A 13,206-nucleotide genomic window follows, 5' to 3' on the forward strand; every position below is an offset into this window, starting at 1 on the left:
GTAAATTCAAATGCACTCATTTTGGCAGCAAATGGATATTTGTACCAAAAATCATTGACTGAATGTAGAAAGAGTAATAAAATACCTCCTTACTGTTCAACAGGTTTTATATCAAAATAGGTTTCAAAAATACTTTTACTTACTTCATTTCCTCTGATTTGGAACTGGTCGAGGTATTGGTGTAAGCCCAATTTGAAAATATCTTCTACTTCCGTAAATTCAATTTCTGAACGGAGTTTACCCATCATTTTTTCAGCTTGATTGCTGAAACGGTTGGTAATCGGCGTTCCTGATATTTCGTACAAAGATAACTCTGCTTGACGAATACAATGCGCCATTGCACGAGGAAAAAGTTTATCCAAAATCAAAAACTCCACGATATGTGTTGGGGTAAGGGTCTGATACTGTTGACGGTACATATTGTAGGCACTTACCGATTTAAGCACAGCAGTCCACAAAACCAGCTCCAAAGTACTGCCCGTAACGTCAGAATCAGGCAATAATGTAAAGTAAGAGACATCCAAAAAACGCGAAGTTTTATCGGCGCGCTCCATAAAACGCCCCAATCTGCCAAAATGCCAAGCTTCGTTACGCGTAATGGTCGCATCCACAACGCCGTAGTAAAGTTGGGTCCCGTTGCGCACCTGCGTATAAAAATTCTGCATGTGGTTGAGGTCCCATTCTGACTGTGGCTTTACATCCTTAATCCAGAGATAAAGTTCGTTCAGGTTTTCCCACATTTCTTTCGAAATACACTCCCGAATGGTCCGACCATTTTCCCGGGCCAACATCAAACAACTGTAAATCGAGTTGGGATTTCGCTTATCAAACGTCATAAAATTGATGACATTCTCACGGGTAGGTTCGTCGTAGTGTTGATAAAAAAGGTAATTGTCGGCAGTAGCGATCAAAAGAGGCTCCCATTGTTCGTTCACGTTGGGCGGTAAATCAAATGCCAAATTAAAATTGACTCCTATGAAGCGTGCATAATTTTCGGCTCGCTCGATGTAGCGATTCATCCAGTAAATGGAATCAGCAACGCGGCTTAACATGGCCATATCAGTAAGGTGGGGGTTGGTTTATTGACAATCGCTAAACTAATGCAATAATCCGATATTTGGCAACTTTTGGCGGTAAATGTTAAGATTGAAGCGAAAATGCAAGAAAAAAAATGAGCACATAACACCCAACAAGATGCTAGAAATCAATTAATTAATATTAAAACAGTGCGCCGAAGAAAACCAACTAGCGGCTTCTTCGGCTTAAAAAATTTATTTTGTTGAAAACTTATAAACCGTTTTGGTCTTGTAAACTTCCCCTGGGCGCAACACTACGCTTGGGAACGATGCTTGGTTGGGAGAATCAGGAAAATGCTCGGTTTCGAGACAAAAACCAGAGCGTTTGGTGTAGGTAACACCGTTTTTACCCGTAATTGAGCCATTCAGAAAATTGCCCGTATAAAACTGTACGCCTGGCTCAGTCGTAAATGCTTCCAGTACCCTACCCGACGTAGGCTCGTACACCGTGGCGGTCAGGGCAAGAGAATCAGCCCCCTTATTGATTACCCAGCAATGGTCATAGCCACCGCCAAATTTAATTTGCTCATCCTTCGGGTCGTCGATGCGCGCACCGATTTCGGTAGCATTCAAAAAATCAAAAGGCGTTCCTTTTACATCACGCAATTCTCCCGTTGGAATCAGGGTTTTGTCAACGGGTACAAATTTATCGGCGTTCAACTGTACCTTATGCCCCAATACATCTCGCTTCCCACCTGTCATGTTAAAATAGGTATGGTTGGTCAGGTTGACAATGGTAGGTTTGTCGGTAGTAGCCTTGTACTCAATTTCTAGGGCGTTATCTTCGGTCAATCGGTAGGTTACTTCCGCAGATAGGGCTCCAGGGAAACCTTCATCGCCATCGGGACTGGTATGGGTCAGTTTCAGCGTTTTGGTATCTTCCAAAATCTCGGCTTTCCAGATTACTTTGTCAAATCCGACTTTCCCGCCGTGCAGGCTATTAGGGCCATTGTTGGCCGCCAATGTGTAGGTCTTGCCGTCAAGGGTAAATTTTGCATTTCCGATGCGGTTGCCATAACGTCCCACCAATGCCCCAAAAAAAGGACTGGCTTTTAAGTAGCCGCTCAGGGAGTCATACCCCAAGACCATGTCTTCAAAAACACCGTTTTTGTCGGCAGCAGTCCAGTGCGTAATTAGCCCTCCGTAATTTGTAATCTTAACTTCTGTACCTTTTGAATTACGAAGCGTAAAATGGTCGGCCGTTTGGCCATCAGGCAGTTGCCCGAAAGTAGTTTTTGTAATCGTGCTCATAGTATCGACAGAGGTGGTTTCGGCTTTCTGATTGGAGCCACCACAGGATAAAAATAAATACGCAATTGTGCAGAATGACAACGCAGAAACAGCAAGAGGACGCATAGAAATCGGATTTAGTAGAACCCTACAAAAAGCATCCGGGCTTTTCTTTCCTACTCACAGATTCGTTAAGTTCTTTGGTAAACAGAAAAGCCCTTGCCCTACTTCTTTATATGCTTCAGCGTTTACGTTCCGCTTTTGGGGCGTGGAGAGCCCGCAGAACGAGGCTTGTTGCTCCGCTGTTTAAACGGTTTTTTCTTACGTGGAGGGCTCGAATTTACTTCACTCCCGCCCGAGTGGTAGCTCGGACCCGCCCCCAAAGCCGCTGGCAACGACATTTTAGGGATTTCTTTCCCAATCATTCGCTCAATGGCCACAAATTTTCGTTGGTCTTTATCATTGATAAAGGTAATCGCGGTACCAGTCGTTTCGGCCCTTGCTGTGCGTCCAATCCGGTGAATATAATCTTCGGGGTCGTGAGGCACGTTATAGTTTACCACCAAACTGATTCCCTCCACATCAATTCCCCGCGACAGAATATCGGTTCCAATCAAAATCGGCAGGGCTTTATTTTTGAATTCCCTCAGAATTCCTTCTCGTTCTTTTTGGTCTAAATCAGAATGGAATGCTTTAGCAGTCAGCTTATTACGACGCAGTTCTTCATCCAATTTTTTAACATTCTCTTTGGTTGAAGCAAATATAATTACGCTGCCAAACTGTCCTTCTTTGAGAATATTTTTGAGCAATGCTATTTTTTGCTCGTCGTAAACCAAATAAGCAAGTTGTAAAATCCCTTCGGCAGGTTTGGCCACGGCGATGCTGATCTGCTCAGGCTTGTTCAGAATTGTGTTGGCCAACGTTCTGATTTTCGGCGGCATCGTGGCCGAAAACAGCAATGTTTGCCTTTTCTGGGGTAAATAACTAATAATCCGAATAATATCGTCGTAGAAACCCATGTCCAACATGCGGTCTGCTTCGTCCAAAATAAGGTGTTGGAGGTTTCCAAAGTTTATTTCACCCATTTGCAACAACGCAATCAAACGTCCTGGCGTGGCAATTATCACCTCACTACCTTCGGCCAATGCTTTGCGTTGCTGACTCCAAGCCGCCCCGTCTCCTCCTCCATAAATCGCGATAGAACTTACGCCCGTAAAGTACCCCAATCCTTCAATTTGTTGGTCAATCTGAATCGCCAACTCCCGCGTAGGAGCGAGGATGAGCGTATTAAGATGTCGGTTATCAGGAGAGGCGTCAATGATTTTATTTAAAACGGGCAAAAGATAAGCCGCCGTTTTGCCAGTACCCGTTTGGGCGCAGGCAATTAAATCTTTATTATTTAATATGACTGGAATTGCTTGAGCTTGTATAGGAGTTGGCTGATTAAACCCCATTGAGTGCAGTCCATCTAAAAGTTCTTCGTCAAAATCAAAATCGTCAAAAGTCAAGTGGTGAAGCGTTAGAGGTGAAAGAATAAGGAAAATAACCCTAGGGCAATTAATGCCATTCCGAAGTTTACAAACGATTAACCTCTAAACCAAAAATGACTCCCAAAAGATAGGTAACATATAATGCAACATATAAAACGAGTACAGGTTGGCGGCGAAGTTAGTGCTTATTTCCTTAGTAAGGCTTTGTTTTTCGCGAATTTAACATAATTCTTCCATTTTTTAAAATCGAATTTTAACTATCTCATTGCTTTCTTGCACATCCTTATGTTTATTATATAAAATAAATATTATCCCAAAACAAAAGTCATTATTACATAATATAGGTTTATATTGCTACCAATTTGGGATATAAACACTCCTACTATAATTGTTAACACACCTTTCAGATAGCCTATTTTATTTAGTTAATACAACAACGTTATGGAAATTCTCTTAGGACTTAGGCCCTCCCACAACTGGATGGCACAAGTAGCTGAGCAATTTGGCACAGTACCTCAATCACCTAATGAGTTTAGTTATGAAAAAGATAATTTATTATTTAAATTAAATTCCCTCATTATTGAACCCGAAAAAGTCGCCGTTATTTTGGGAGAAATACGTTGGGAAGCCTCGCTCAATACGTTAAAAAAATCAATTGATACCAACGATTATTGGATTTTAAGTTTTATCCTTTCCGAAGCCCCTCACACGTACTCTTTCATCCACAACAACACAAAACACCAGATAAAGGCGCTTAAATCAACTCTTTTTTACAGTTCAAAAATGACCGTAGATACGATTTGGCCCGCCGGCAAACGTTCTCGTTTTATCACCATCGGATTCCACCGGGATTGGATTTGTGAAAAACTCGGGGTGGATGCAGGCACCTCGTCCAACGCGCCATTTATCTCCATGTTGCAGTCCGAAAATGGTGTTTATTTTCAGGGAATCTCCCTTTTTGAACGAATTGTTTCCTTTGATACCCTCTTTAGCGATTCCCGTTCTTTGAATTGGGCGCTTTCGGTAGAAGCACAATGCTACGAACTAATCGTTGATTTTATCGGCCAAATTGCCACCATAAAATCCCACCTATCCGACAACAAATTCAGTCCTTGCGACATCAAGAGAGTGATGGAGGTAGAAAATCGTCACTTCATTGCTACCGGAATGCTCCCTGCACTTACGTTTTTAGCGAGCGAAGCCAACATGAGTTTATCAAAATTCAAGAAATGCTTCCGGCAGATTTACGGCTCGGCTCCTTATGAATACCACCTCAATCTTAAACTAGACATTGCCAAAAAACTCCTTTTACAGAACAAATGGACGGTGGCGGAAATCGCCACCCAATTGGGTTATTCAAGCATTGCAAGTTTTAATAAGGTGTTCAAAAAGAAATATAATATGAACCCCACCGCGATTGTCAATGAGCATTTAAATCAATTAGTCTATCGGATTAAATCTCCAGATGAGAATCAACCAGAGTAAGCACCATTCAGTCATACATTAAAATAGGTCGGTGATTTTGTGGCAGTAGCACAAAAGTTAAAATAGTATCTTATTTAGGCAAAAAGAGGGGAGAATTACCCAAAAAAGTCGCCTAAATTTGTAGTATCTTAACCATTTCATCCCATGCTTTTTCTGACGCCTCCCCCTCATCCCAAACGGTTGCTTTTTCTGGTACTGCTTATTCTTTTAAACTTTCCTTCCCAATCCCCACAAGCACAGGGGCGTTTGGAAGATTATCAACGTTCCGAGACCCTCAAAAACCGTCTGAAGGATAAAGTCTACAACGCCCCCGCGTTGGTCAACTGGTCGGCGAGCAGTCAATGGGCTTGGTACCTCGTGCAAACCGTTCGCGGAAAAGAATTCATGGCTGTTAATCCCGCAAACAAAACCCGCCAAGCGGCCTTTGACCACGCACAATTGGCCCAGAAACTCTCCGAGGCAACCAATAAAAAAATAGCCCCATACGCACTACCATTTAGTACATTTACATATAGTAAAGACGACAAAGAAATCGAATTCAGCGCCGAGGGATTGGTGTGGAATTACGGCCTCACTTCCAACACATTACGCAAAAAAGAACCCGTCCGCCCCGAAGAGCGGCGATATTGGGGCGCGGGCGCCAACGACCAAAATGACAAACCCGTTTTCTCGCCCGACAGCACCCGAACGGCTTATATTAAGAATTATAACGTGTACGTTCGTTTTGAGAAAACCAAAAAAGAGACCCAACTCAGCTTCGACGGCTCCGAAGGCGACTATTATTCGGGCTACGTTCAGTGGTCGCCCGATTCCAAAAAACTGATTTCGTTTAAGGTTCGGCCCAACCAAAAACACTTGATTTACTTCGTGCGCTCATCGCCAGAAGACCAACTCCAACCCAAACTCGAAAGCCGCGAATACCTCAAACCTGGTGATGCACTGCCAGTACGCCGACCTCAGTTATTTTTGGTCGATGAGCAGAAACAACTCCCCGTTGATGATGCCTTGTTTAACCACCAATACGGTTTGTCGCGCTCGGAATGGCGCAAAGACAGCCGTGCATTTACGTTTGAGTACAACCAACGTGGCCATCAGGTGTACCGAGTATTGGAAATAAATGCCGCAACGGGCGCGGTTCGGGCGCTGATTGAGGAGCAAAGCAAAACCTTCATTGATTACAGCGGCAAACGCTATCGTTACGACGCAGCCGACGGCAAAGAAATCATCTGGGCCTCCGAGCGCGACGGCTGGAACCACCTTTATCTGTACGACGGTCTGACCGGAAAAATCAAAAAACAAATCACCAAAGGTGAATGGGTAGTACGCAATGTGGTCAACGTCGACGAAGAAAAAAGGAGCATTACCTTTGCCGCAAGCGGCATGAATCCCCAGCAGGACCCGTACTTTGTGCAGTATTATCGCATCAATTTTGACGGCACCGGCCTGACCGCCCTGACTTCCGAGAACGCCAATCATACTGGCTATTTTTCAACAGACAAAAAATATTTTGTTGATACTTATTCACGTGTTGACCTGCCGCAATTGACCGTTCTACGCTCCGCAGTCGACGGCTCAGTCGTTATGGAATTGGAGAAAGCCGATATTTCAGAATGGCAAAAAGCGGGTTGGAAAGCCCCAGAAGTATTTACGGCCAAAGGACGCGACGGCAAAACCGACATTTGGGGTATTATCGTTCGCCCTACCAATTTTGACCCCACAAAAAAATACCCAGTCATTGAAAATATCTACGCGGGTCCACACAGTTCGTTTACGCCTAAATCGTTTATGGCTTACAACCGTTCGATGTTTGAACTTGCCGAATTGGGTTTTATCGTGGTGCAACTCGACGGTATGGGTACATCCAACCGCTCCAAAGCTTTTCACGATGTATGTTGGCAAAATCTAAAAGACGCAGGCTTTCCTGACCGGATGTTATGGATGCAAGAAGCAGCAAAAAAATATCCCTCACTCGACCTCAGTCGTGTAGGAATCTACGGCACCTCAGCCGGCGGTCAAAGCTCCACGGGTGGACTATTATTTTATCCTGATTTTTATAAAGTGGGCGTTTCTTCCTGCGGTTGCCACGACAACCGAATGGATAAAATCTGGTGGAACGAACAATGGATGGGTTACCCCATCGGGCCGCATTATGCCGACTGCTCCAACGTGACCCACGCCGAAAAACTACAAGGTAAACTGCTGCTAATTCTGGGTGAAGTAGACGACAATGTTGACCCCGCGTCGACCATGCAGTTGGTCAATGCGCTCATCAAAGCCAACAAAGATTTTGACTTTTTGATGGTACCCAACATGGCCCACTCCAACGGCGGCGAGTACGGTGAGCGCAAGCGGCGGGATTTCTTTGTGCGACATTTGCTGGGAATTGAGCCACCAGCATGGACCTTGCCGATTACTGTGAATGAAGGCACGAAATAAATCGGTACAGAAAGTAACTCGGAAATAACGGCGGTATCCCGTTTCACCCGCCGCTTTTTCCGTTTCATCAATTTCATGGTTGGTTGTGTGAGGAAGGGTGGGCAATTTTGCCCTGAACAAAAAAAACAGCCAATCATGAAAACATTGCTCTACGCCGCCTTGGCGCTGCTATCATCTTGCATTCCTCCCCACGCACACGTGCATCCAGATTCGGACAGCCCCAAAAAAGGGATTGTTTCGGGCCGCGTCGTTGACACCAGCGGTAAGCCCTTGGCCAACGCCGATATAGTAGTCAACAATTCTCAATTTTATAACAATAACATCTTGGGAAAAACCGATGCCAACGGGCATTACAGTCTATCGGTCAATGCTGGCTCATGGTACGTTCGTGGTACAGTGACCGTCCGTTTTGACAACAAAACCTACGTCCTTGATTTATTTCCCGAAACCACGGGGGCATTTGCGGGCACCGAAGGCGCTATTCGTAACCTGCGTTGGAAGTTGACGGGAGAAAAGCCAAAAGAGTTTGGCATGTCGGGACACTACGGTGGGTCATTGGACGTGTACGGTGCCATCGGAGAATTCTTCGACACCGACAACGTGGAATTTACCTTTAAGCCAGTGGGAACGCTCATTGACGGTAGCACGGGCAAAACCTTGACGGTAAAAACGGGCGATGAAAATGCCAAGGACATTCCTCTCGGAAAATATACCGTTACGGCCCGTTATCTGCCCACCAATCAACCGATGCTACTCCGTCAGCGCAATGCCAATCAATCATACAAAAACTCGGTCACGGCTAGTTTTGACCCTACTTATCCAGGCGCTACCGGCAGTTATCAACTCACCTTGGAAGTAAAGCTCCCCTAGCCAAATCCGTTATCGCAAAAGAAAAGCAGTACTGCCTCCCTATTTGCCAATTTTATGTGAATTAAACCGAGATTATCATTATTTTTGAACACCGCAAAAACAGTTTTTTTCAGAATGATAAAGTCGGATTCCTAATGATAAACATGGTAAAAATAAAAACGGCAGTCCTCTTTTGTTTCGTTATTAGCGTCACGAACCCCGTAAAAAGCCAACCCAAGGGAGATTATCCAATTAAGCCTGTTCCGTTTACGGCGGTGAAAGTCAGTGATCAGTTTTGGGCACCGCGCATCAAACGCAACCATGATGTTACGATTCCGATTGCCTTAGAGCAGTGCTACAATACGGGGCGCGTCAACAATTTTTTGTTTGCCGCCAAAATCAAATCGGGCAAGTTTTGCACCGAATACCCTTTTGACGATACCGATATTTACAAAATTTTGGAAGGAGCGAGTTTTTCGTTACAAACATTTCCCGACAAGCAATTGGAAGCCCGCCTTGACACGCTCATTGAATACGTAGGTAAAGCGCAGGAACCCGACGGATATTTATATACCAATCGAACCATCGACCCCCTACACACGCACCCTTGGTCAGGTTTGAAACGCTGGGAAAAAGAGTCTGATTTGAGCCATGAATTGTACAACAGCGGGCATTTGATTGAGGCCGCTGTGGCACATTTTCAGGCCACAGGCAAAAAAACGTTGTTAAACATTGCCATCAAAAACGCGGATTTACTCTGCCGAGAATTTGGCCCCGGCAAGCTAGACCACGCACCTGGCCATCAAATCATCGAAATGGCGCTGGTAAAACTCTACCGCACCACAAACCAGAAGAAGTACCTTGATTTGGCCAAGTTTTTTCTAGACGTGCGGGGCAAAGGCAAAGAATACAGCCAGGACCATAAAAAAGTAACGGAACAAACGGAGGCCGTCGGGCACGCCGTTCGCGCCACTTACATGTACGCTGGCATGGCCGACGTAGCCGCCATCACGGGCGACAAAGCATACCTCAACGCCATTGATAAAATCTGGGAAGACATCATCGACGACAAGTTTTACCTCACGGGTGGCATCGGTGCAGCGGGTGGCCATGAAGGATTTGGTGCTCCTTACGAATTGCCCAATATGTCGGCCTACAACGAAACCTGCGCCTCTATTGGTAATATTTACTGGAATTACCGCCTTTTTCTACTCCACGGAGATGCCCGTTTTTACGATGTGCTGGAGCGAACGCTCTACAACGGCATGGTGTCGGGTGTGTCACTCAGCGGCGACCGCTTTTTTTATCCCAATCCGCTCGAATCTTTGGGGCAACATTCACGGAGTGCGTGGTTTGGCTGCGCCTGTTGCCCAAGCAATGTGTGTCGGTTTATTCCGTCTGTTCCAGGCTACGTTTATGCCCAACAAAATGACCGCATTTTTGCCAATTTGTTTATGAGCAGTACCGCCGAAATCATGCTCAGCGGAACCGCCGTTCAAATTGCCCAAACGACCAACTATCCGTGGAACGGCACCGTTGACTTCACCTTGAACCCCGCCAAACACAAAAATTTTGAGATGGCCATTCGGATACCCGGCTGGGCGCAAAACCAACCACTACCGAGCGATTTGTATTCTTTCACCAAGAAAGATGACACTCCTTTTACATTGATGGTCAACGGCAAACCCGCCGCGTACCGACTCGAAAATGGCTACGCCATTCTCAAAAGGGAATGGAAAAAAGGTGACGTTATCCACCTGACATTACCGATGCCCGTTAGGCAAGTAGCCGCCAATACGAAAGTAGTTGCAGACCAAAACAAAATTGCGCTTCAACGCGGCCCGATTGTGTATTGTGCCGAATGGCCCGAGCATTCAGAAGGTCGGGTGCTCAACTTAGTGGTCAACCCCGAAACTGCTTTTACGGCCAGTTATCGTCCCGATTTTCTGGATGGTGTCACCGTGATTAAAGCGGAAGTTGAACAATCCAAACGGACAATGGACAATCAAATTAATGTCTCCAAAGCTACTTTTGAAGCCATTCCGTACTATGCTTGGGCTAACCGTGGGCCAGGTGAAATGGCCGTTTGGTTTGGAACAAAACCCTCCGCTTCGCGCCCTCTTCCCGCTCCTACTATCGCATCCAGAAGTAAGCTTTCGGCCTCGCACGTTACCAAAACGCTCATCGCACTCAACGACCAAGCTGAGCCCAAAAACTCCAACGACCACGACAATATTTACTACCACTGGTGGCCCATGAAAGATACGCTTCAATGGGTTCAATACACGTTTGATAAACCCGAAACCATTTCATCCACCAACGTTTATTGGTTTGACGACGGACCGTGGGGCGGGTGTCGCGTGCCTGCTTCGTGGCGGTTACTATACCAAAACGACGCAGGAGAATGGAAACCCGTTCAACCAAAAGGTGCATTTGGGATAGCAAAAGACCAATACAATGAGCTCTACTTTGAACCCGTAACGGCCAAAGCTTTGAAAATGGAAGTAATGTTGCCTAAGGAGTACGCTGGAGGAATTATTGAATGGTCAGTAAAGTAATATGAGGGATTTTTTGCACTTTTTCCCATAAAAATATTATTTTGCCGCCTTACACAACCTATGATGAATATTCCCGACACCTCTGGTACGCATACGCGCGACGCGTACGTGAAAGATTGGCGTAACACCTACCATCTTCATCTTGCTGATTATGAGCGCTCCAGGGCCTCTTTTGTGGCTGGTTTATTGCCTGAATTCGCCGTCAAATTCGACGTTTTTCAGGTGTTAAACATCCTGCAAAAAAAACTCGGCACCGAGACAATGCTGCGGGCACTCAACCCAAACGAAACAATTTTATCCCCATTAGCCACACAAAAAGACAGCCAATGGCTCAAAAAATCCAACATGGTCGGCGTCAATGTGCGGACCATTGGTAGTTTTTGGAACGTCGTCGGCTATGCGCTTACCCTGCCCAAGTTCCATGATTCCATTCACCTTCTACCCATTTGGGAGCCCGGTGTAGTGGGAAGTTTGTACGGAAAAGTAAGCTGGAACATCAACCAAGAGTTTTATAGCTGGCCGCTTCAACAAGCCATTCCGTGGTTGGATACCGTAGAAAAACAACTGAAAGCGGTCGTTAATTTACTGCACGCGCTGGGCAAAACTGTAGGCTTGGACGTGATACCGCACACCGACCGTTTTTCAGAAATTGCGCTGATTCATCCCCGCCTTTTTGAGTGGGTTCGCCGCGATGGTGGCCGACTAACCGACCATTCGGAGCATGTTTGGCAACAGGTAGAAGAAGTGATTTGGCAGCACCTCCACTACTGCGGCACCGCCGACGGCAGTGGATTGTATTTTGACAAATCCATCCTTTTTGACCCGAGCATTCCCTTGCTAAGTGATAAACGGCGACAGGAAATTATTTTTGGTTTTGACCAACAACAACGATTGCACCGACGCATTGAGTTGATGAAGGATTTGCTTGCCCACGGCTTCGAAACCCTACCCATGACCATGGCGCCACCCTACCGAGGACTGCATATCAATCCAGAAGTTTTTGTGCTTGATGAACGCGGAACGCAGTGGTTTCAATACGATTTTGACCATCCTGAGGGTATGTCAAGGGTGTTTGGACCACTAACACGCTACCGTTTTTATCATTCCAAAAATGACAATCAGCACTGGGAGCTGGATTTTGAACGCCCAAACATGGATGCGTGGAATTACTTCTCGCGTAAATACCTTGAATGCCAACAGGAATTCAATTTTGATTTTATGCGCGGCGACATGGCCCACGTACAAATGCGCCCCGATGGTGTTCCTGCCCAACCTGATGCATTTTACGACCCACTAAGCGCCGTTAAAAAATATATTCAGCGGCGCGGAACACCCCACTTTGCGTTTTACGCCGAGACCTTCATTGCTCCCCCCAATGTAATGGGCTACGGCGATGAGTTTGACCATTTAGAAGCCATTCACGCCGACGCTACGCTCGGGGATTTGCAAGCGGCGGTCATCGACTCCCCCGAATTCCGGGAGCGTTTTACGTTGTACGACCAATTGCTCCGCAGTCGCACTTTTGCTCCTAGTTTTACGATTATCACGGCCGACAAAGACGACCCGCGTTTTGATGAATTTTACCGAACGGGCAACCTCATTCGCTATTTTGTTGGAATATTCTTAACGGATATGCCAAGTTATTACAGCCTTGGATTTGAAGTGCGAAACCTTCACTTAACGCGGGGGAAAAACGAAGAATATACCAAACTGTACGTTTTTCAAATCCATGACGATGCTGAAACCGACAAAGTAACCCACGGACCCTTTGAATGGGGTGAAAACATGGAGCAGTTTCAGGAAATCAACGACTTACGTATTTTTGCGGAAACGATTTGGAAACAAATCGCCGACCTAGAAATCAAGTGGCTCTTGCCGCCCGATGCCATAAAAACACTTGTCGCATGGACCCAAGCCACCGCCCCCACCTACCTTTTCATTGCTAATTTTGACAGTCAATTGAGCGCATCTTTGGAAGAAATCAACCTTACTGGTTACGATTTGGTGTTTCAAACTGCTCCCGCAGCGGAGGGCCAAATTGCTCCAGCCAGTGGGCAGGTGTATAAAATCAGAAAGTAAATT

8 protein-coding genes are annotated in these 13,206 nt (G+C 45.8%); 5 read left to right on the plus strand and 3 right to left on the minus strand.

The genetic code is table 11. The features are described 5' to 3' along the window. Window positions 1–89: 89 nt before the first annotated feature. From DR864_RS06135 to DR864_RS06145, 3 genes are all read right to left on the minus strand, one after another. A complete protein-coding gene (locus DR864_RS06135) occupies window positions 90–1,052 on the minus strand; it encodes an alpha-E domain-containing protein (RefSeq protein WP_114070177.1) in 963 nt (320 codons plus the stop codon). A gap of 219 nt (window positions 1,053–1,271) precedes the next feature. Beyond that, on the minus strand, window positions 1,272–2,432 hold the full coding sequence (locus tag DR864_RS06140) for an aldose epimerase family protein (protein ID WP_114066125.1): 1,161 nt from the start codon (window positions 2,430–2,432) through the stop codon (window positions 1,272–1,274). Window positions 2,433–2,554: 122 nt separating this feature from the next. Continuing rightward, entirely contained in the window at window positions 2,555–3,814 is a 1,260-nt protein-coding gene (locus DR864_RS06145; RefSeq protein WP_114066126.1) for a DEAD/DEAH box helicase, read from the minus strand. Window positions 3,815–4,237: 423 nt separating this feature from the next. Here DR864_RS06145 and DR864_RS06150 point away from each other — a divergent pair, with 423 nt between their 5' ends. The 5 genes from DR864_RS06150 (at window position 4,238) to DR864_RS06170 (ending at window position 13,203) form a co-directional block, all read left to right on the plus strand. Beyond that, on the plus strand, window positions 4,238–5,281 hold the full coding sequence (locus tag DR864_RS06150; RefSeq protein ID WP_114066127.1) for a helix-turn-helix domain-containing protein: 1,044 nt from the start codon (window positions 4,238–4,240) through the stop codon (window positions 5,279–5,281). A 144-nt stretch (window positions 5,282–5,425) separates the two neighbouring features. Further along, window positions 5,426–7,717, plus strand: coding sequence for a S9 family peptidase (locus DR864_RS06155; protein ID WP_114066128.1), 2,292 nt, complete (start codon window positions 5,426–5,428; stop codon window positions 7,715–7,717). 135 nt (window positions 7,718–7,852) lie between these two features. After that, window positions 7,853–8,587 carry a carboxypeptidase-like regulatory domain-containing protein gene (locus tag DR864_RS06160; protein WP_162793579.1) on the plus strand — a complete coding sequence of 245 codons (735 nt, stop codon included), beginning with the start codon at window positions 7,853–7,855 and terminating at the stop codon, window positions 8,585–8,587. Between the two features lie 143 nt (window positions 8,588–8,730). Then, window positions 8,731–11,124, plus strand: coding sequence for a glycoside hydrolase family 127 protein (locus DR864_RS06165; RefSeq protein ID WP_114066130.1), 2,394 nt, complete (start codon window positions 8,731–8,733; stop codon window positions 11,122–11,124). A 60-nt stretch (window positions 11,125–11,184) separates the two neighbouring features. After that, window positions 11,185–13,203, plus strand: coding sequence for an alpha-amylase family protein (locus DR864_RS06170; protein ID WP_114066131.1), 2,019 nt, complete (start codon window positions 11,185–11,187; stop codon window positions 13,201–13,203). The last annotated feature ends 3 nt before the right edge of the window (window positions 13,204–13,206 follow it).

The sequence above is a fragment of the Runella rosea genome (assembly GCF_003325355.1).
In the GTDB taxonomy this organism is placed as follows: Bacteria; Bacteroidota; Bacteroidia; order Cytophagales; family Spirosomataceae; genus Runella; species Runella rosea.